The sequence below is a fragment of the Paralcaligenes ginsengisoli genome (assembly GCF_054781135.1).
Genome location: NZ_BAAGUZ010000001.1, coordinates 1 through 21,198 on the forward strand (window position 1 = coordinate 1; position 21,198 = coordinate 21,198).

Here is a 21,198-nt window from a genome sequence, read left to right on the forward strand (position 1 = left end):
GAAGCACGCCGTGCCGGGCCTGGCCCCAAGCCCCGATAGACGGCGTCTTTAAATACCAAAGCTACCAATCCACCAAATCCCGTAAACACCTCGAACCCAAAAATACTCTAGCTACTCATCCATCTGAGATTGCAGATAATTCTGCAACCCTACTTGATCGACGAGCTCGATTTGCGTCTCGAGCCAGTCGATGTGCTCCTCGGTATCGTTGAGTATGTCCTGGAACAAATCGCGCGACACAAAATCGCGCACCGACTCACAGTACGCCATGGCTTCCTTCACGGTTTCCTGAGCGCCGGATTCCAGCGTGTGATCGCACTTGAGTATTTCCGGCACATTCTCGCCTATCAGGAGCTTGTGCAAGTCTTGCAGATTGGGCAAGCCGTCAAGCATCAAAACCCGTTCGATCAGGCGATCGGCATGCTTCATTTCGCCAATCGACTCTTCGTATTCGTGCTTGCCCAGTTTGTTCAGCCCCCAATGGCGCAGCATGCGCGAATGCAGGAAGTACTGATTGATGGCGCTTAATTCGTTTTTAAGTTGTTTATTGAGATACTGGATAACGGTTTTATCGCCTTTCATGGCCATGCTCCTGAATCAGTCGGTCGAGCGCCCGCCAACAGCTGGATACGCCTGCGACGCTAATGGTCTGTACCGATGTAAGCCTACCACGCTGACACGATATTTTCATTGGCGGAGCGCGCCTGAAACCGTCCGTCGAGCCTTGCAAGACGAATCTTGATGTAAATGCAAATGATTTAATTTGTTGGTGTGAATCAACAAGAAATGGCGGCGGAAACAAGCCTGCTGGCACCTGCCGCGCGCGCGAAGCGCGAATCCGTGTCTGAATTATGGCTGAATGACGTCGCGGCCAGCCTCGCAATGCGTTCGTTGCGGCGGGCCATTTTTATTGTAACTACTTGTGTTTAAAACCACGGGAACCGTAGTTCTCCAGAAGGAAGATCCGGCCAGGCGCCGACAGGCAAATCAGGCGCGGCGGGCCACGACTTCGATCAATACGGAGGTATCTGCGGTAGAGTCGTTAGCCGCGGCACCCACCAGCGCACCCGCCCCCAGACCATGTTCGCTGGCGGCGTGTCCTGCATGGCGCCCGCCCGGCAGGTATTCAGCGGCGGCTTCGGCGCAGCAACCGCAGCAGGTCGCCACCCCAAGTCGGGCTTGAAGGTCGGAAAGCGTGCTGGCCCCTTCGGCTACTGCCGATTGAACATGACGCTCGGTGATTCCGTTGCAGATACAAATGAACATGAGAATAATTATCATCCAAGATACAAAAAAAATCAATCCTGGCTGGATTCTTTTGACTCACTGTTGCTGACAGGCCTCAGGCCAGCGCCGCGAACCTGCCTAACGCAGCTCCAGGGAGGCCCTGGCCTTACGCAGCGAGGCTGGCTCTATGCCCGCCGCCTCGCGGTATTTCGCCACCGTACGGCGCGCAATCACAACGCCCTGCTCATTCAGCCTGAGCGCTATCTGGCTATCGGACAGAGGCTTTTTGCCCGATTCCTCGGACACCAGCTTGAGGATCAGGGACCGTACAGCCGCCGCCGAAGTGGCCGTGCCGTCATCGGTGCCCAACGCAGCGCCGAAAAAACGTTTCAGTTCGAAAACGCCCCAGGGCGTCGTCACATATTTCTGCCGGGTGGCTCGCGACACAGTCGACTCGTGCATCGCGAGTTCGTCGGCGATATCGCGCAACAGCAGGGGGCGCATGCCTTGCATGCCCTGCTCGAAAAACTCCTGCTGCCGATCGACTATGGCTTGCGTCACGCGCAAAATCGTCTCGAACCGCTGGCCAACGCTCTTGATCAATCCGTAGGCCTGCTGCAATTGCTCGTGCAGCAGGCCGCGGCCCTGCTCCCGGGCCAGCCAGTGCTCGTACTGGGCATTGACGCGCAAGCGGGGCATTACCGCGGGATTCAGGCTCGCCAGCCATCGATTCCTGACTTTACGCACCAGCACGTCGGGGTTGACATAATCGGCCAGCGAGCTTGCCCAGGCGCGTCCTGGCCTGGGTTCCAGCGCCAGGAGCACGCGATGCGCCCGGCTGAGGGTCTCGTGAGTGCAGGACAGGGCCTCGCACAATTTGCCCAAATTGCCCGACGCCAGCAAATCGAGATGCCGCCGGGCCAGTTGGCGGGCGCAAGCCACTACGGACGCATCGCACCCTTTTACGGCCTCGGACTGATCCATTTGCAACAACAGGCAGTCTGCCAGCGACCGCGCGCCTACTCCGGGAGGATCAAAGGACTGCAGCAAGCTCAAGGCTGTGGCCAGTTCATCGGCATCGATTTCGATCTCGGGCGGCAAACAGGCTGCGATTTCCTCCAGGGACGACAGCAAGTAGCCATTTTCGTCCAGTTCCTCGATCAACAGCGTTACCAGCGCGATATCCCTGGGTAGCGCCCGCGTCAGATGCAGTTGGCGCAATAAATGCTGCTGCAGGGTTTCCGCCTGCGCCGCCTCGGGCCGCGTCGGTTCGCCGTCAGGGTCGTCGCCGCGGTTGGGTAAAGCCAACAATGACCAGTCCTCGCGCGGCGAGTCGGGCTCGCCGGGTTCCGCATCGGCCGTATCAATGTCATACTCTTCCTGCCGTTCAAGCAAGGGGTTGTCCAACATTGCCTGGGCGATTTCATTTTCCAGATCTTGCGCCGATAGCTGCAGGAATCGAATCGATTGCTGCAGCTGAGGGGTCAGCGTCAATTGCTGATGATGACGAAGTTCTAGGGACTGGCGCGATTGCATAGGTACAATATTTTGCATGAAACAGAATTCAACACCACAACCCACTCGTCACGACGACTCCTTGCTGCGCAACGCCCTGCTCAAGCTTACGGCCACGCAAAAAATCATCTGCACGGTCGTCATCGCCGTGGTTGCGCTTGTCTGGTACGACCTTCTTAACCGTCTGGTGGCCTTTGGCCACGGTATTGATTACTCGGGATTGCACGCATTCGGGCCGCAAGCCGTGGAACTGCTGAAACAATACAACCCCTTCTTCTGGTGGGCGGTGGTGGCGCTTTGCACCCTCATTATTGCCTATTTTCTGTACCGCTTCGTACGCAGCAGCCAGCGTCAGGTGCGCAGCAAGCTGGTCAGCGCCGAAATGTTCGACGAACTCGTCACACAGCTCTCCGAACCCGCCAAAGAGGTTTTGCGCTGGGCCTGGCACGATCGCCGCGATCCCGTCAGCGTTGGCGATTTACAACATACGGCGCGGGAATTGCGGGCGCGCCGCGCCGCAAAAATCAATCTGGCGCGCGAGCACGCGCTGGCCCTCGATGCAAAAACTCCCGCTGCCTCCGATGGCAAAAACTTGCAATCTTCATAAAAATATGGTCGACTAGCGGGATGGAACCACGTATTTTTTCTCTCAAGACAAATACTCGCAGCTGCGCTGCGGGTAGCGTCGCGGGTTCCCGTCTCCTGGCTATCACGCTATCGCTGCTACTACCGATCGGTTGCCGGACCTAGCGTCCTGTGGCAGTTCGGCAGCCCTCACGCCACGCATTTTCCGTCACCAGTACATTCGACGCGCCCGAATTCATTAATTCCGCATCCTGGTGACCATGGCTGTAGATTTTGCTAAATAGGTGCAATATGCTTTCCACCCCCTCAGACAAATACCGTCCATTCAGTCCGTTCGCCCGTGAGTTCTCGGAGCGAACCTGGCCCAGCAAACGCATCACTCATCCCCCTATCTGGATGAGCACCGATTTGCGCGATGGCAACCAGTCCCTGATCGAACCCATGAGCGTGGAACGCAAGCTGCGTTTCTTCGAGCAGCTTCTGAAAATCGGCTTCAAGGAAATCGAGGTCGGTTTTCCTTCGGCCTCGCAAACCGATTTCGATTTTGTGCGCAAACTGGTCGACGAGCACCGTATCCCGGACGACGTCACGATCATTGTCCTGACCCAGTCGCGCGACGAATTGATACGCCGCACGGTCGAATCGGCAGCCGGTGCCAAGCAAGCCATTGTGCATATGTACAACGCATGCGCTCCAGCATTCCGCAAGATCGTCTTCAACATGAGCAAAGACCAGATCAAAGAGGTTGCGGTCAACGGCACACGGCTTATCAAGGAATACACGAAGCAGCACCCCGAAACCCAATGGCGCTATGAATATTCGCCTGAAGTATTCAGCACGACCGAGCCGGAATTCGCACTGGAAGTCTGCAACGCCGTCGGCGAAGTCTGGCAGCCCACGCCTGAATCGAAAATCATTTTCAATCTGCCCGCCACCATCGAGGCCACCACGCCCAATCTGTATGCCGACCAGATCGAATGGATGCATAAAAACCTGGACCGCCGCGACAGCGTTGTGCTGAGCGTCCATCCCCATAACGACCGCGGCACCGCCGTGGCGGCTGCCGAATTTGCCGTGATGGCTGGCGCCGACCGTATTGAAGGCTGCCTGTTCGGCAACGGAGAGCGTACCGGCAACGTCGATCTGGTTACGCTGGCGCTCAATCTTTATACACAGGGCATACATCCGGGACTGGACTTCTCGGATATCGATGAAGTGCGCCGCTGTGTCGAGTACTGCAACCAATTGCCGGTTCATCCCCGCCATCCTTATGCGGGCGATCTGGTATTCACGGCATTTTCAGGCTCCCACCAGGACGCCATCAAAAAAGGCTTTGCGCTGCAGCAGCCCGATGCCTTGTGGGAAGTCCCTTATCTGCCCATCGATCCGGCCGACCTGGGCCGCAGCTACGATGCGGTCATCCGCGTCAATAGCCAGTCGGGCAAGGGGGGCGTTTCGTACCTGCTCGAACAAGAGCACGGCCTGACCCTGCCGCGGCGCCTGCAAATCGAATTCAGCCGCGCCATCCAGCGCGTCACCGACGAAACCGGCGCCGAAGTCACGGCCGCGGCGGTCTACGATATTTTCAGCAGGGAATACCTCGAGCAGGAACATCCCCTGAAATTAATCCGCCATCGCATTACCGGCGATCCCAAGGCGAATGCCGGGCAACAATTCAGCATCGAAGCCGAGATCGAAGAAAATGGCGAAGTGCGTCATCTGGTCGGCAAAGGCGACGGGGCCATTGCCGCTTTCGTCGATGCCCTGAACCTGCCCATACGCATCATGGACTATCACGAGCATGCCATCGGCACCGGTACCGACACACGCGCCGCATCCTATGTGGAATTGCGGGTGGGCGATTCAGCAACAGGCTTCGGCGTGGGAATACACCGCGACATCGTTACGGCCTCGTTTCTGGCGATCCTGACTGCCGTCAACCGCCACTCGGCAACGGTCGACCAGGCCGCCGAGGTGCTGCTGGCTTAAATCGGGAATCGTTCGCAAGCGGGATCCGGTGGCATTGGCCACCGGACGCGTGCAAAGAAGTCCGGCCGCGACGGCCGGGCGCGGCACTACGCGGCTCTTACCACTTGGGGGCAGGCTCCCATAAAACATCGGTATTATGCTCGCGCGACAGTTTGAGCATGGCCAGCAAGGGCCAGGCACGACGGCGAAAGCTCACGGCCTGCGCAATGGGGTGCTCTCTGGAGTCGCTGTGATCGTCGTCGGAGAATTCCGACTCGGTATCGGTCGCAATCGCATTTTCGATGCCGGCAATCGCCGAACTGAGCTGGTCGCGCGTAATGACGCCACGCTCGGGCAAAGTGTCGATGTAGGGTTTGCCGGCCGCCTGCAATATGGGAAGCGCATGCTTTTCAAACATGAGCACTTCAGCCGCAGCCTTGGAATAAAAAACAACTAACATGCTTCGGTTTCCCTCAATGGACACATGGATACACTACCTGATCTTTCATAGACTGCCAAGCAGCAATATGAATGCTTTCCATTTTAGCGGAGAGCGTCATGGCACGGCACTCCCGGGCATTTTTATTTCTGCTTGCGCTGTCGGCCGGCATCCCTGCGTGGGCGCAAACGACCTGCGGCCCGTCGGCGCTGGGCGAACCTTGCGCGCAGGGCGGCATCGCAACGCTGCCCGGCAACAACGAACCAGGCCTGAACCTGGGCGTCGGCAACCCCATTCATCTGGTCACCGGCAATAAGTACCAGCAAGAAATCGATCTTCCCGCCAGCCGCCATGCCCCCGAACTGGAACTGCGACGCCACTACAACTCGCTGGACCGCCGCGATTCTGCGCTGGGGCCGGGCTGGGCCCTATCCTACGACACGCGCCTGTTTCACGCGGGCGGCCGCTGGCAAATCATACAGGCCGACGGCAGCCGCATCACGTTCACCCATACGGGGCCTGAACGCACGCGACATGGCACCCTGCAGGCCCAGGCACAGCAATGGATCTGGACATGGCCCAACGGTCAGCAAAATCATTTTGACCGCCACGGGCGCCTGATCCGCATACTATTTACAAAAGGGCGCACTCTCGACATCGAACGCCGGAACACAGCTGGGCCGGAATTCGGCACTATTTCCAGGCTGACCGCCGGGCATGGCCCCAGCCTGGATTTCGCTTACCAAATACTGAACAATCGGGCATACCTAAGCCGAATCGACACCCACGCCGGATCCTTTCACTACCACTATGAAGCCATTCCCGCCCAAACCGATGGCGCCCGCCCGTCCGGCCCATGGCGTCTGCAACGGGTCACCCGGCCCGACGGCATGCAGCGGCGCTATCTGTACGAACCCGCGCTGCAGGCGGGCCACCCTTTCCATCTGACCGGCATCGAACTCGTCTCGGCCGACGGGCAACACCGCCAACGCATCCGCACATGGGCCTACAACGCAGGCGGACGCGCCATCCTGTCGATCCGCGGCGGTCCGCAAGACACCCAGGACAAACTGCGCATCCGCTACCTGAGCCAAGCCGGTACGCACAGCGAAGGAATCACCGAAATCACGAACACAGCGGGGCAACGCACCCTGTTCCATACCGCACTGAAAGGCGGGCGTCAGGTGCTGCTGAAAGTCACGGGCGCTCCCTGCGCCGGATGTGCGGCGCCCGAAAGCCAGGCCCGCTACGACCCGCAGGGGCGTCTCGCGCAAATCAACGACATGACGATCACCCGATCCGCCTCGGGTGCAATCGAACGGATCGGCAACCCGTCTTCCGGATGGCCCGGACTGGTGCTGCATTACCAGCAGCCAGGCCACAGAACATCCTGGAGCACGCCCCTGACCGGCACCGAACTCACGCAGTTCGATGCCCGGCGGCGTCCCGCGAAAAAGGTGTTTGCCAATGGCGACCGCTGGGAATACGACTACGATTCGGCAGGCCGCCCGGTTCAGATACGGCAAAAAAACGCAGAAACGACGCAAAAAACCCGGCTCGGCTGGAGCGGACCGCTGCTGGCACGCATCAACCATCCCCACGAAAACGAATATCGCGGCTACGACTCGAAAGGCCGCCTGACCCAGCGCCGCATCGAACGCCCGTCGCCGGCCTGGGGCCCCCGCGTGCGTTACACCGAAGCATTCGACTATGACGGCGAACACCGCCTGACGCGGCATCATTTGCCTGAAGGCGGCGCCTTGCACTACCGCTGGGACAAGCACGGACGACTCCAGGCTATCGACTGGCAAGACTCACGGCAGCAAATGCACAGTGTCATCGCCGGCACGGCGCAACAACCCGGCTATCAGTACGGCAACGGCTTGCAACTGCAGGGCTTGCTGTCCGGGCGGCACGTCACCGATCTGGTCCTGCATCGCGGCACCGAGCTGATCTGGGCGCAGCATCAGTCCTACGACCGATACGGCCGCCTGCAACAAGAACGGCACAATGCGCCTTCGGAAAATCATGCCGAAACCTGGCATTACGCCTATGATGCCGGCTCGCGGCTCGCCGGCGCCCGGAAACTTGCGAACCCCGCCGTCTGGTATGCCTGGCATGCCGATGGCTCGCTGGCGGCGCACGGCCGGCCACAGCACACACTGAAGCACTCCATACAGCGCGACGCCAGTGGGCTGCCCAAGACCTATCAGGACTACGCCTTGCATTACGGGCCCAATCGGCGCCTGACCGCTGTAAGCCGCCGGGGCAAACGCCTGGACACCTACCGTCACAATGCCTTTGGCCAGCGCATTGCAAAAATCTCGACCGGCAGTCGTACCGATTACTTCTACTGGAACAACCAGCTTGTGGCCGAAGCCCGCCACCGCCAGCGCGCCGGCACACCCTCGGGGGCCGAAGGGTCCCATATCAGCCGCCGCTATATTTATGCCGGACATGCGCTGGTCGGTTTCATCGACTACTCCGCCGAACCAGGCACTGCGGGCGACGTCCCATCGGCAAGCTTGTACGCCGTGCATTCCGATCTGCTCGGCGCTCCGCGCGTCGTCACCGATGCCCAACAAAAAATACGCTGGCTGGCCACCTACAGCCCGACCGGGGCGGCCACGCGGGTCGCCGGCGACCTGACGCTCGATTTGCGCCTGCCCGGCCAAATTGCCGATCAAAGCACCGGCTGGCACGACAACCTCCTGCGCGCTTACCTGCCCGGCCTGGGCCAATACCTGGAACCCGACCCGCTCGGCCCCATTCCCGTCAACCAGGCGCTGGGCTATGCGAATCAGCGGCCCAAGCGCTACACAGACCCCCTGGGGCTGTTGCTGTTTGCCTTCGATGGCACCCGCAACAGTCCCGTGTCGCAAACCAATGTCTGGAAAATGAGCCAGTGGTACCAGGATGGCCCGGTTTTTTATCACAGCGGGCCCGGCAACCCGAACTACCTGGACTGGGACGCCATCACCGCCTACAACGCGCCGCGCATTATCGACGCGCAATGGCAGGCACTGCTCGACGAACTCGCCCGCCCCAGCCTGCTGCGAGAAACCATACCCATCGATATCCTGGGATTTTCGCGGGGCGCCGCCCTGGCACGGCACTTCGGCAATCAGATCAACCAATATGTCGAGAACGGCCTTTTTTCCTATACCGACAGCGCCAGGGGGCTGATAAGCGCCTGCGTCGACCTGAGATTCATGGGGTTGTTCGACACCGTCGCCCAGTTCGGCCTGGCGGGCATGCATAACACCAGCTACGACCTGAGCATCGCCGCCGCCTGGGAGTGGGTGGCCCATGCCGTCGCATTGCAGGAACGGCGCTGGCTATTTCCGCTCACGACCGCGGCCGACAGCCTCGGAAACAATACCATCGAAGCGCCATTTGTCGGGGCGCACGCCGATATCGGCGGAGGCCTGGCCATCGACGACGAGGGCCGCCCCAACTCGCGCGGCGATCTGTCCGATGTGGCCCTGAACTGGATGCTGTGGCAGGCGCGGGCCGCCTCCCTGCGATTCGATACCGCGCCCTTGGCGGATCGCGAAATTACCGAGCCCATCCTGCACGATCAGCGCTCGGCGCTGGCCCGCTCCGCACAGAACGGCGACCGGGCCGTCGACGCCGCCGACGGCTCCACGCAACTCACCTACCAGGACGACCACCCGCAACTGGGCAGGGCCCGCCGAGAAGTCACCGAACAGCTCATCCGGCGCATCCAGGACTGGCGCCGCAGCGATACCACCGAAGTCGGAAGCGTCGATATGGACGGCTATGCGCAATGGCTGCAAAACGAATTGGGCTGGCAGGCCTTGCCGGTATAAGAGGGCCTCCCCCTTCCGCTTCAGGACGCCAGAAGGCAAATCACGCTATCATTTATACCTTCCCGGTTTTGCCGCAACATGCAGTGCGCGGCCCGGCCGTTCCAATACTATCGGGGTCCTTCCGCCGCCCTGTTTTGCCAACTACAAAGCCTTATGCTCCCAGAGCAACAAAAACAGCTTATTTCATTGATACGGGCCGCCGTAGCCCAGATCGTTCCCGATGCAGCGCCCAATATCCTGCTCGAACGCCCTAAAGTGGCCGCCCATGGCGATATCGCCACCAATGTGGCCATGCAGATCGCCAAGCCAGCCAAACGCAATCCGCGCGAACTGGCGCAACAAATTGTCCAGGCGCTACTGGCCCAGCCGGACACCCAGGCGCTGATCGCGTCGGCTGAAATCGCCGGCCCTGGTTTCATCAATTTCCGCCTGACCGCCGCGGCCCGCCAGGCTGTCATCGCCCAGGTCTCGACCCAGGGCGATGAATACGGCACCCTGGCACCCACCGGCGAAAAAATCCTGGTGGAATTCGTCTCGGCCAACCCGACCGGCCCGCTGCATGTCGGCCACGCCCGCCAGGCGGCGCTGGGCGATTCGCTCTGCCGCCTGTTCAAGGCCCAGGGCTACGACGTTACCCGCGAGTTCTATTACAACGATGCCGGCAATCAAATCGATAATCTGGCCATCAGCGTACAGGCCCGGGCCAGGGGCATCGCGCCCGATTCGGATCAATTCCCCGCCGATGGCTACCGGGGCGACTACATCCTCGACATTGCCCGGGACTTCCAGGCAGGCGCCACAGTCCAGGCCTCCGACGGCATAGCGGTCACAGCCACCGGAAACGTCGACAGTCTTGACGACATACGCCGCTTTGCCGTGTCGTACCTGCGCCGCGAACAAGACCTGGATCTCCAGGCCTTCAGCCTGAAATTCGATAACTACTATCTCGAAAGTTCGCTGTACACCAGCGGCCGCGTCGAAAAAACCGTCCAGCAACTGATTGCGGCCCACCATACCTACGAAAGCGAAGGCGCGCTGTGGCTGCGCACCACCGAACTGGGCACGGGCGACGACAAAGACCGCGTCATGCGCAAATCCGAGGGCGGCTACACCTATTTCGTGCCCGATGTCGCCTACCACGTGGCGAAATGGGAACGCGGCTTTCACCGCGCCATCAACATCCAGGGCAGCGATCATCACGGCACGATCGCGCGGGTGCGCGCCGGCCTGCAAGGCCTGGGCCTGGGCATTCCCAAAGACTTCCCAGCCTATATCCTGCATAAAATGGTCAAGGTCGTGCGCGACGGCGTCGAAGTAAAAATCTCCAAACGGGCCGGCAGCTACGTCACCATGCGCGACCTGATAGACTGGGTTGGGCAGGACGCTGTACGATTCTTCCTGATTCAACGGCGCGCCGATTCCGAATTCGTCTTCGATATCGACCTGGCCCTGTCCAAAAACGAAGAGAACCCGGTTTACTATGTGCAGTACGCTCATGCCCGCATCTGTTCGATGCTGAACCAGTCCAGCGACCAAGCGGCGCACATTGCCGCCGCCGACACGCGCCTGCTCACGGCTCCGACCGAATTCGCCCTGATGCAGCGCCTGGCCGAATACCCGAATACGATAACCCTGGCCGCCCAGGAACTGGCGCCGCACCACGTCGCGTTCTGGCTGCGTGATTGCGCCGCCGATTTCCATGCATGGTACAACGCCGAGCGCGTCCTGGTCGACGATACTAATCTGAAACTGGCACGCCTGCGCCTGGCGCATACCACCCGCCAGGTGATCGCCAGCGGCCTGGCGCTACTCGGGGTATCCGCCCCCGAAAGGATGTAATCCGCTTCCATGGCACGTTCCACTCGCAAATCATCAAACTCCAGGTCCGGGGGCAGCACTCTGTTCGGGATGCTGGCCGGACTCATCATAGGCCTCGCCCTCGCAGCGGGTGTAGCCGTCTTCGTGGTCCGCGCACCCATGCCCTTCGTGGATCACGCCACTCGCGATCCGGCGCAAACCCTGCTGCCCGATGTCAAAGATGCACCCGATCCCAATATTGGCCTGTACGGCAAGGACGGCGTAGCTGGCGCAGTACCGACCGGACCCATGAATACCACACCCCTGCCCTTGCCCAATAACGCTCCCCAGGTTGCGGGCAAGCCGGCGGCACCGGCGGCCAACGACAACATCAGCAAATTGATTGCCACGCTGACCGACAACAGCAAACCCCAGGCGGCCAAGCCCGCAACGCCACACACGGCCCCCGCAGCCGGCCGAGCATCCGCCGCCGCGCCCGAGTTCAAGCCCGCACCCGCAGCCAAAGCGGCACCTCCGGCCAACACCCAGACGATTTATTATCTGCAGGCGGGCGCATTTCATTCCAATAGCGATGCCGAAGCCGTCAAGGCACAGATTCTTCTCCTGGGCCTGCCCGCCGAAGTCCAGAAGGCCCAGGTCAACGGATCAACCATCAACCGGGTGCGAGTCGGGCCATTTAAAGGTATAGATGAAATGAACCGGTCGCGTGCGCGGCTTGGCGAAGAAAAAATCGCGTCGGCGGTCATGCGCCAGTAAACGGGCTGCGTGTGCCGTTTAGATTTATCGCTGCACTGTTCAGAATTGTTGCGATTACCGGGCCTGTCGCGAGGCTTCCCTGAACTTGTCGCAGTCTTTGCTGTCTTAATTTTCTGATTTGTCCTGGATTACGAAACCATGTCGCTAAAAAATCTTTTTCTACGAGCAATGGCAGTCATCACCATAGGTTCTGGCGCCCTGTTCACCCCCCTTTCCCATGCCGCCGACGCCAGCAGCCTGTACGTTACGCTCGACCAGGCCCAGCCCTCCGACACGCCCGATAAAATCGAAGTGCTGGAATTCTTTGCCTATACTTGCCCGCACTGCAATGCCATCGAGCCCATGGTAGAGAAATGGGTCAAGACGCTTCCGCCCAATGTGGTTTTCCATGCCGTCCCCGTTGCCTTCAACGCCAGCATGGCCGATCTGCAAAAGCTGTACTACACGCTCGTCGCCATGAATCGCCTGGATCTCCACGCCGCCGTATTCAAAGCCATACATGAAGAACACAAGCCCATATACGACCAGAAAGCCATTACCGACTGGATCGTCAGCCAAGGCGTAGACCGCGCAAAATTCGAAGCCGTGTTCACGTCCTTCGGTATTCAGTCCAAAGTCACCCGCGCCAACGAACTGGCCAAAAGCTACCAGATCGAAGGCACTCCCAGCATTTCCGTGGCCGGCAAATACGTGACATCGCCGTCCATGACCCAAAGCTATGAAGGCACCATCCAGGAAGCGCAAAAGCTGGTCGAAATGGCCACGAAAAAATAAGCATTCTTGAAAACAGGCTTTCTTCTTTAACGCAACACTTCCGCCTCAAGCGGGGGTGGCGGCCCAGGCGGGGTGAGCGAGCTTGAGTCCGCCGCGGCCGCAGCCTGGACCGGACGATGCGAGCTCCACCCCGCCTGGGCCGCCACCCCCGCGTCGTCTAAAGAACACGCTAAATTCCTGGATGATCGTACGCCGCAATCACCCCTGCGCTTTAGCCAGCGCCTGGGCCAAGTCGGTGATCAGGTCGTCCGGCGACTCCAGGCCGATATGCAAACGCACCACGGCATTGGCGCCTTTCGTCCAGTACCCGTGGGCGGCCAGGGGGCCATGGTCCACCAGTTGCACCAGGCTTTCGAAGCCGCCCCACGAAAATCCAATGCTGAACAGCGTCAACGCATCGACAAACGCTCGCGCCGCGGCCGCACCCAGCTTAAGCTCCACAGCCATCATGCCATTGGAACCGGTGCAATCGCGCTGCCAGATCGCGTGGCCTGGATCCGACGGCAGGGCGGGATGATAAATACGCCCGACCTCGGGGCGGCTGGCCAGGAATTCACAAACCCGCAGGGCATGCGCGGCATGCTGGCGCATGCGTATCGGCAAGGTTCGCGCGCCCCGCAAGGCAAGCCAGGCATCGTCGGCACTGATCGAATACCCCATGGCATAGTGGGTTTCATTGATCCGCTGCACAATTGCCGGATCACGGGCCATGACTGCTCCCAGCATCAAGTCCGAGTGGCCGCCCACATATTTCGTGCCGGCCACCACCGAGACATGAGCCCCCAAATCGAGCGGACGATAAATGTAGCCTGAGCCCCAAGTGTTGTCGGTGACCAGAATCAAGCCATGCTGCCTGGCGAAATCGGCCAACGCAGGAATATCGAGCATCTCGAACAACAGGGACCCAGGCGACTCTATGTAGAGCACGCGCGTATTGGGCCGCAGTTGCGCCGCCAGGGCTTCGGGCGTGGCACGGCAGTAGCTGACCTGTATGTCCATGCGCTGCAACACGGTCTTGTCCAGATGGCGCACCGGGCCATACACGCAATCGGCCGCCAGCACATGCTCGCCGCTGTTGAGCAAGGCAAACAGGGCCAGGGTAATGGCCGACAGGCCTGAAGGCGCCAGGAAACTTCGGCTCGCTCCCTCCAGCTCGCAAAAAACCTGTTCAAGCGCAGCGTGAGTGTCCATGCCCACTCTTCCGTACGTGACGGTACGTTCGCCTTTGGCCTTGCTGGCCTGCGCCTGCTCAAGCGCGGCGAGCGAAGAAAACCGTACCGTGCTGGTGCGCATCGAAGGCAGGGCAACCGGAGCCGCCCCGGTTTTGGGATTAAACTCGGCAATGCCCGAGTGTTGCAGCAAGGTATCCAGGTGTGCGGGGGTCGAAGTATTGGCCATGATATTTTGTGGGTGTTGTCGAAACAGTGAAATTCGATTCGCTAAAGCTAACATATATTCAAGCTGCCAGAGCCGGCAGCCCGCTCTTTCTTAACCCAACCCGCCAAGTTCAATCATGCTGACCTACCAAATCGCACTGTCTTTTTTTGGCATCGCCCTTTTGCTGGCCCTGGCCCCGGGCCCCGACAATCTGTTCGTACTGATGCAGTCGGCCATGTGGGGCCGCGCCTCGGGCATGCTGGTGGTGCTGGGCTTATGTACCGGGCTGGTGGGCCATACCGTGGCCGTGGCCATCGGCCTGGCGGCAATCTTTGCCGCCTCGGCCGCCGCCTTCACCGCCTTGAAACTGGCCGGCGCCGCCTATCTGGTTTATCTGGCCTGGGGTGCATTCAGGGCTCGAGGGCATCTTTCCTCGCACGCAAAAATCCCGCGGCTATCCAATGGAAAACTTTACCGCCGCGGCATCATCATGAACCTGACCAATCCCAAGGTATCACTGTTTTTCCTGGCCTTTCTGCCCCAGTTCACATCGCCGGAGCGCGGCTCGGTCGCGCTCCAGACACTGCAGCTGGGCGCGCTGTTCATGCTGGCCGCCCTGATCGTATTCGGCTGTATCGCATTCTTTTCTGGCGTCTTTGGCGACCGCGTGCAAAATTCGCCCAAAGCCCAGCGCCTGCTGAATCGATTCGCCGGCGTGGTATTCCTGGGACTGGCGCTGAAACTGGCCTTCTCCAGCCGCTGAAACCGCCGCCGAAGTGATGGGCACGCTCGAATTTGTCTGCGGTGGTCACCAAGGACGACCCCTACGAACCCGCGCCGCGATGGATACTCCTACATTCGCGTAAACCGAATCACGCCATCGGCACCCGTTTCACGCCGAAGCTTGCCCTCGAAAAACAGCGCATGCAAATGAGCCAGCGCCTCTCCCATCGCAAACGTAAGCTGATGCGAATCCAGCTTGCGCTTGAACATCAGAGGCACCACGTCGGCCGTGCTGAGCGGCGTGGCACAGGCATCCAGCACCTCGTCGAGCCGCTCGGCATGATGCGCCAGCTGCTGCGCCACCCGTTCATGCAAGCCTTTGAAAGGCCGGCCATGCGACGGCAGGACCAGAGTATCCTCGGGCAGCGCATCGTACTTGCGCAGCGAATTCAGATACATAGGCAGTGGATTGGCATCGGGTTCGTAATCGAACACACTGATATTGGTTGAAATGCGCGGCAGTACCATATCGCCCGAAATCAGAATTTTCAGCGTATCGCAATACAAGGACGCATGTTCCGGCGCATGCCCGTAACCGGTAATCACGCGCCAGTCGCGCCCGCCTATCGAAATGCGATTGCCATCCATGATCCGGCGGAAACGCGCCGGGACCGCGGGCACCATTCCCGGATAATAATTGGCGCGCTGGCGAATTTTCTCCTGGGCCTGCGGGTCGGCCAGACCGTGCCGGATGAAATGCTCGACCGCCGCCTGCCCTCCCGGGCCACCGGCCGCCGAGTTGTCGATAGCCGGCCGCGACCATAAGCGCGCTATCGCATAATCGGTCATGGTCATCCACAATGGCGCATTCCAGCGCTCGCACAGCCAGTAGGCCAGGCCCACATGATCCGGGTGCATGTGCGTCACCACAACGCGCAAAACCGGCAGGCCATCCAGCGCATTTTCAAACACCCGCTCCCAGAGCACCTTGACCTCGTCGCGCGATATGCCGCAATCGACGATCGTCCATCCCTGGCGGCCGTCGATCTCATCGCGCAACAGCCACAGATTGATGTGATCGAGCGCGAAAGGCAGCGGCATGCGTATCCATCGGACCCCGTCGGCGACGGCCAGGGCCTCGCCCGGGGCCGGCTGCTCTTCGCCCCACGGATAAGTAAGTTTCTGTTCGTTCGGATTCATCGACGGCCTCCATACCTAAGCTTGTATAGGCTTCTGCGGCATATTATGGCATCATAATTTACGTTAACGTAAACGGCCAGTACAACCATGACCTCACCCACCTGGACCATCTCCGAACTCGCCCACGAATTCTCGATCACGCCGCGCACGATTCGGTTCTACGAAGATCAGGGTATCGTCAGCCCCAGCAGGGACGGCCGCAATCGCGTGTACCATGCGCGCGACCGCACCCGCCTCAAACTGGCATTGCGCGGCAAACGCCTGGGCCTGCAACTGGCGGAAATCTGCAGCCTGATCGATATGTACGACAGCCCGGGCGACACCACTGCCCAGTTGCGCCACTACATGGCCGTGCTCGAACGCCATCGCACTATTCTGGAACAGCAGCAACTCGACCTGGAAGAAACCCTGGCCGAGATTCGACTGCAACAGGAAAATTGCGAAACCCTGCTCGCCAGACACGACCGGAATCCGGCCCAGTCAAGCAAATCAGGGTAAGCCCTTATAGTTTACGTTTACGTAAACGTAATATAAATAGACTTTTACGCTCGGGATCGCCAAGCTCGCCGCGGTTACGCGCATAATTTGACCTCTGACCCAAGATACCGGAGACGACAATGAACCTTCCTGGCCTGAATTTCGACCTGGGGCAAGACCTGGACATGCTGCGCGATGCGGTGCATAGCTTCGCCCAGGCCGAGATCGCGCCGCGCGCCGCCGAGGCCGATCGCAGTGATCAATTCCCCATGGACCTGTGGCGCAAGTTCGGCGATCTGGGCCTCCTGGGCATGACAGTCGGCGAGGCCTATGGCGGCACAAACATGGGCTATCTGGCGCACATGATCGTCATGGAAGAAATTTCGCGCGCCAGCGCCTCGATCGCCCTGTCCTACGGCGCCCACTCCAATCTTTGCGTCAATCAGCTGCACCGCAACGGCAGCGAGGCTCAAAAACGGAAATACCTGCCCAAACTGATCTCGGGCGAACATGTGGGGGCTCTGGCAATGAGCGAGCCGGGCGCCGGTTCGGACGTGGTCAGCATGAAGCTGCGCGCCGACAAAAAGGGCGACCACTACGTGCTCAACGGCACCAAAATGTGGATCACCAATGGGCCGGACGCCGATACGCTGGTGGTTTATGCCAAAACCGATCCCGCCGCCAAACAGCGAGGCATCACTGCCTTTATCGTCGAAAAGGGCTTCAAGGGTTTTTCAGTGGCGCAAAAACTCGACAAGCTGGGAATGCGCGGCAGCCATACCGGCGAGCTGGTATTCGAAAATTGCGAAGTACCGCAGGAAAACATCCTGGGCGAGCTCAACGGCGGCGTCAAGGTACTCATGAGCGGCCTCGACTACGAGCGCGCGGTTCTGGCCGGAGGGCCGCTGGGCATCATGCAGGCGGTCATGGATGTCGTCGTGCCCTACATTCACGACCGCAAGCAGTTTGGCCAGGCCATAGGCGAATTCCAGCTGATACAGGGCAAGGTGGCCGATCTCTACACGACTCTGCAAGCCTGCCGCGCCTTCTGTTACGCGGTAGGGAAAAATCTGGATCGCCTGGGCAGCGGCCATGTCCGCGAAGTGCGCAAGGATTGCGCCGCCGTCATTCTGTATTGCGCCGAGAAAGCCACCTGGATGGCCGGCGAAGGCATACAGATTCTGGGAGGCAACGGATATATCAACGAGTATCCTACCGGCCGCCTCTGGCGCGACGCAAAGCTGTACGAAATTGGAGCCGGAACCAGTGAAATCCGGCGTATGCTGATCGGACGTGAACTGTTCAACGAAACGAGCTGACTCGCGCAGCAAGCGTCCCAATCCGGTGAGACAATGTCATGGTTAAACCAAGCCGCCTGTTTTCGCTAGCCGCAGGAGCCCGGCCATGACTTTCGTGGGCGACCACCAGTACGTCGAACCGGTGTCCCGGCGGGGCCTGTCTCCGCAGGACGTCGCAGGCGTCCTGCTGGCCGGCTTCGATCGCCACTATTCCTTGTTCCGCTATAGCGCCCAGCGCGCCAAATCCCTATTCGAATCGGGCAACTGGCGCAGCATCCAGCAGCTCTCGCGCGAACGCATCGAATACTACGACACACGGGTACACGAATGCGCGACCACCCTGTATGCCGCCCTCAAAGGCAGCGATGCCAGCCCGGCGGGAGCCTCGGCGCAGCAAAGCCTGACCCGCGCGCAGCTTGATTTCTGGCAAGCCGTCAAAGCCGAATTCATCGGCCTTCTGCTGGGCCACAAGCAACCCGAATGCGCCGAAACCTTTTTCAACTCGGTATCGTGCCGGATTCTGCACCGCGATTACTTCCATAACGACTTCCTGTTCGTACGGCCCGCCGTGGCTACCGAATACATCGACAGCAAAGTCCCCTCCTACCGGGTCTATTACCCCAATGCCGAGGGGCTGGAACAGTCGATCATCAGCATGGTGGCCGATTTCGGCCTGGCGGCGCCCTTTGCCGATCTGCCCGCCGACGCGCGCAAGCTGGCACGCATGGCCATCCGCCAGCTTGGGCGCGCCCTGGTCAAAGACGGCGGGCGGCGCATTTCGCCCGACTGCCAGATCCACGTCCTGAACTCGCTGTTTTTCAGGAACAAAGGGGCTTATATTGTCGGACGGCTTATCAATCAGAGCGCGATTTACCCATTTGCCATCGCCCTGCTGCACACCCCTTCAGGGCATATAAGCCTGGATGCCCTGCTGCATTCCAGCGACGACCTGAGCACGCTGTTCAGTTTTACCCGGGCATACTTCCTGGTCGATATGGAAACGCCCGCGGCCTATGTGCATTTCCTGAACACCCTGCTGCCGCGCAAACCCAAGGCCGAGCTCTACACCACCCTAGGCTTGCAAAAACAGGGCAAGACCCTGTTCTATCGCGATTTCCTGCATCATCTGTCGCACTCGCACGATGCCTTCGATGTCGCTCCGGGTATCAAGGGCATGGTCATGACCGTGTTCACCTTGCCGTCCTACCCTTATGTCTTCAAGCTCATCCGCGATCGCATCAACAAGGAAGGCATGGATCACGCCACAGTGCGCCGCAAATACCAGATGGTCAAAATACACGACCGTGTGGGGCGCATGGCCGATACCTGGGAATACTCGCAGGTCGCGCTGCCGCGCGCGCGCTGCTCGCAGGCCTTGCTCGACGAACTGCGCAGTCAGGTTCCGAGCCTGTTCGAAGAAAACGCCGATACCATCATCTTGCGCCACGTTTATATCGAACGGCGCATGACCCCGCTCAACCTGTACCTGGCGCGCGCCTCCGATGCCGCGCTGGACGCCGCCGTCAGGCAGTATGGCGATGCCATACGCGAATTGGCGGCCGCCAATATCTTCCCGGGCGACATGCTCTTCAAGAACTTCGGCGTCACTCGCCTGGGCCGCATCGTCTTCTACGACTATGACGAAATCCAACGCATGACGGAAATGAACTTCCGCCGCATTCCGCCCGCCCCCAACGAAGAAGCCGAACTGTCGGGCGAACCCTGGTATCCGGTCGGCGCCAACGATGTCTTCCCTGAGGAATTCCGTTATTTTCTGCTGGGCGACCCCCGCGTGCGCGGCGCTTTCCTGAAGTATCACGCCGAACTGCTGGAAGCCGGCTGGTGGCAGGCTTGCCGCGATCGGGCGACGCAAGGACGCATCGAGGATATTTTCCCTTACGATAACAACCGTCGGCTGCATCGCGCGGCCGCTTCGAATATTCCACTTACAACCACAAGCACGCCGCTTCAAGGAGCTAATCATGTCTGATCCCATCGTTATAGTCTCGGTTGCACGTACCCCCATGGGCGGTATGTTGGGCAGCCTGTCCGGCCTGGCCGGGCACGAGCTGGGCGCCGTTGTCATCAAAGCCGCGGTCGAACGCGCCGGCATTTCCGGCGAAGCCGTCGACGAAGTCATCATGGGCAACGTGCTGCAAGCCGGACAGGGCCAGGCGCCGGCCCGCCAGGCCGCGCTCGGCGCCGGCCTGCCGCTGGGCGTGGGCTGCACCACCGTGCACAAAGTCTGCGGCTCCGGACTCAAGGCCGCCATGTTCGGCCACGACCTGCTCGTGGCCGGCAGTGCCGATGTCGTCGTGGCCGGCGGCCAGGAGAGCATGAGCAATGCTCCCTACTTGCTGCTGCGCGGCCGCCAGGGTTACCGCTATGGCCACTCCACGGTGTACGACCACATGGCCCTGGACGGCCTCGAAGACGCCTACAAGCGCGGCACGGCCATGGGCGTTTTCGCCGAAGACTGCGCGGCCAAATACACTTTCACGCGCGAACAGCAAGACGCCTTCTCGCTCGAATCGCTGCGCCGCGCCCGCGCCGCCACCGCGGACGGCAGCTTCAAATGGGAGATCGCACCCGTAACCATCGCCGGCCGCAAAGGCGATACCGTTTTCGATACCGACGAAGCCCCCACCAAGGCCATGCCCGAGAAAATCCCCACGCTCAAGCCGGCATTCAAAAAAGACGGCACGGTCACCGCGGCGAATTCGTCCTCGATTTCCGACGGCGCCGCCGCCATGGTGCTGATGCGCGCCTCGACAGCCCAAAAACTGGGCGCCAAACCGCTGGCGCGCATTGTGGCCCATACCCAGCACTCGCAGGAACCCGGCTGGTTCACCACCGCGCCGGTTGGCGCCATGCAAAAACTCTTCGCCAAGACCGGCTGGGCCGCGGGCGATGTCGATCTCTACGAAATCAACGAAGCTTTCGCGGTCGTCACCATGGCTGCCATGGTCGAGCTCAAGCTGCCTCACGACAAGGTCAATATCCACGGCGGCGCCACAGCCCTGGGCCATCCCATAGGCGCATCCGGTGCGCGACTGGTCACCACACTGATCGGCGCTTTGCGCAAGACCGGAGGCAAGCGCGGCGTGGCCTCGCTGTGTATCGGCGGCGGCGAAGCCGTGGCCATGGCCATCGAAATGCTGTAGTGCTGCGACGGATGCCGCCTGGAGCGGCATCCGCCCTATTTTTA

Annotated in this window: 17 protein-coding genes; 11 read left to right on the forward strand and 6 right to left on the reverse strand. The window is 60.3% G+C overall.

Annotation, left to right across the window (positions count from 1 at the left end):
- Nucleotides 1–111: 111 nt before the first annotated feature.
- From bfr to rpoN, 3 genes are all read right to left on the reverse strand, one after another.
- Complete coding sequence (gene bfr / locus ACYVIS_RS00005) at nucleotides 112–582, reverse strand: bacterioferritin (protein WP_460872910.1); 471 nt, start codon at nucleotides 580–582, stop codon at nucleotides 112–114.
- Between the two features lie 405 nt (nucleotides 583–987).
- The gene (locus ACYVIS_RS00010; protein ID WP_232741750.1) at nucleotides 988–1,266 is read right to left on the reverse strand and encodes a (2Fe-2S)-binding protein; all 279 of its coding nucleotides are present in this window, start codon (nucleotides 1,264–1,266) and stop codon (nucleotides 988–990) included.
- 99 nt (nucleotides 1,267–1,365) lie between these two features.
- Nucleotides 1,366–2,781: an RNA polymerase factor sigma-54 gene (rpoN, locus tag ACYVIS_RS00015; protein WP_232741751.1), complete on the reverse strand. Its 1,416-nt coding sequence runs from the start codon at nucleotides 2,779–2,781 to the stop codon at nucleotides 1,366–1,368.
- Here rpoN and ACYVIS_RS00020 point away from each other — a divergent pair.
- Both ACYVIS_RS00020 and leuA read left to right on the forward strand, forming a co-directional pair.
- Complete coding sequence (locus ACYVIS_RS00020) at nucleotides 2,780–3,349, forward strand: hypothetical protein (protein WP_460872911.1); 570 nt, start codon at nucleotides 2,780–2,782, stop codon at nucleotides 3,347–3,349. The two genes, rpoN and ACYVIS_RS00020, sit on opposite strands and share 2 nt — an antisense overlap.
- A 269-nt stretch (nucleotides 3,350–3,618) precedes the next feature.
- Nucleotides 3,619–5,316, forward strand: a complete 1,698-nt coding sequence (gene leuA / locus ACYVIS_RS00025; protein WP_232741753.1) for a 2-isopropylmalate synthase — start codon at nucleotides 3,619–3,621, stop codon at nucleotides 5,314–5,316.
- A 97-nt stretch (nucleotides 5,317–5,413) separates the two neighbouring features.
- On the opposite strand, the gene ACYVIS_RS00030 is transcribed toward leuA, so the two are convergent.
- Nucleotides 5,414–5,755 carry a DUF1840 domain-containing protein gene (locus tag ACYVIS_RS00030; RefSeq protein WP_232741754.1) on the reverse strand — a complete coding sequence of 114 codons (342 nt, stop codon included), beginning with the start codon at nucleotides 5,753–5,755 and terminating at the stop codon, nucleotides 5,414–5,416.
- Nucleotides 5,756–5,853: 98 nt separating this feature from the next.
- On the opposite strand from ACYVIS_RS00030, the gene ACYVIS_RS00035 reads away from it, so the two are divergent.
- The 4 genes from ACYVIS_RS00035 (at nucleotide 5,854) to ACYVIS_RS00050 (ending at nucleotide 12,915) form a co-directional block, all read left to right on the forward strand.
- Entirely contained in the window at nucleotides 5,854–9,567 is a 3,714-nt protein-coding gene (locus ACYVIS_RS00035) for a phospholipase effector Tle1 domain-containing protein (protein WP_232741755.1), read from the forward strand.
- A 153-nt stretch (nucleotides 9,568–9,720) separates the two neighbouring features.
- Complete coding sequence (gene argS, locus ACYVIS_RS00040) at nucleotides 9,721–11,406, forward strand: arginine--tRNA ligase (RefSeq protein WP_460872913.1); 1,686 nt, start codon at nucleotides 9,721–9,723, stop codon at nucleotides 11,404–11,406.
- A gap of 9 nt (nucleotides 11,407–11,415) precedes the next feature.
- Nucleotides 11,416–12,141, forward strand: a complete 726-nt coding sequence (locus ACYVIS_RS00045; RefSeq protein ID WP_460872914.1) for an SPOR domain-containing protein — start codon at nucleotides 11,416–11,418, stop codon at nucleotides 12,139–12,141.
- A gap of 138 nt (nucleotides 12,142–12,279) precedes the next feature.
- Entirely contained in the window at nucleotides 12,280–12,915 is a 636-nt protein-coding gene (locus ACYVIS_RS00050; protein WP_460872915.1) for a thiol:disulfide interchange protein DsbA/DsbL, read from the forward strand.
- Between the two features lie 198 nt (nucleotides 12,916–13,113).
- Here ACYVIS_RS00050 and metC read toward each other — a convergent pair whose 3' ends face one another.
- Entirely contained in the window at nucleotides 13,114–14,313 is a 1,200-nt protein-coding gene (gene metC / locus ACYVIS_RS00055; RefSeq protein WP_232741759.1) for a cystathionine beta-lyase, read from the reverse strand.
- A 115-nt stretch (nucleotides 14,314–14,428) separates the two neighbouring features.
- Between metC and ACYVIS_RS00060 the strand changes: the two genes are divergently transcribed.
- On the forward strand, nucleotides 14,429–15,055 hold the full coding sequence (locus ACYVIS_RS00060; protein WP_232741760.1) for a LysE family translocator: 627 nt from the start codon (nucleotides 14,429–14,431) through the stop codon (nucleotides 15,053–15,055).
- An 89-nt stretch (nucleotides 15,056–15,144) separates the two neighbouring features.
- On the opposite strand, the gene ACYVIS_RS00065 is transcribed toward ACYVIS_RS00060, so the two are convergent.
- The gene (locus ACYVIS_RS00065) at nucleotides 15,145–16,215 is read right to left on the reverse strand and encodes an MBL fold metallo-hydrolase (RefSeq protein ID WP_460872916.1); all 1,071 of its coding nucleotides are present in this window, start codon (nucleotides 16,213–16,215) and stop codon (nucleotides 15,145–15,147) included.
- 87 nt (nucleotides 16,216–16,302) lie between these two features.
- Here ACYVIS_RS00065 and ACYVIS_RS00070 point away from each other — a divergent pair, with 87 nt between their 5' ends.
- The 4 genes from ACYVIS_RS00070 (at nucleotide 16,303) to ACYVIS_RS00085 (ending at nucleotide 21,154) form a co-directional block, all read left to right on the forward strand.
- Nucleotides 16,303–16,713 (forward strand): MerR family transcriptional regulator, encoded by a 411-nt coding sequence (locus tag ACYVIS_RS00070; RefSeq protein ID WP_232741762.1) that lies wholly within the window; start codon nucleotides 16,303–16,305, stop codon nucleotides 16,711–16,713.
- Nucleotides 16,714–16,832: 119 nt separating this feature from the next.
- Complete coding sequence (locus tag ACYVIS_RS00075) at nucleotides 16,833–18,011, forward strand: isovaleryl-CoA dehydrogenase (protein ID WP_232741763.1); 1,179 nt, start codon at nucleotides 16,833–16,835, stop codon at nucleotides 18,009–18,011.
- Between the two features lie 85 nt (nucleotides 18,012–18,096).
- Nucleotides 18,097–19,980, forward strand: a complete 1,884-nt coding sequence (gene aceK / locus ACYVIS_RS00080; protein ID WP_232741764.1) for a bifunctional isocitrate dehydrogenase kinase/phosphatase — start codon at nucleotides 18,097–18,099, stop codon at nucleotides 19,978–19,980.
- Nucleotides 19,973–21,154 carry an acetyl-CoA C-acyltransferase gene (locus ACYVIS_RS00085; protein ID WP_232741765.1) on the forward strand — a complete coding sequence of 394 codons (1,182 nt, stop codon included), beginning with the start codon at nucleotides 19,973–19,975 and terminating at the stop codon, nucleotides 21,152–21,154. Before aceK ends, ACYVIS_RS00085 begins: the two co-directional genes overlap by 8 nt.
- Nucleotides 21,155–21,198 lie beyond the last annotated feature (44 nt).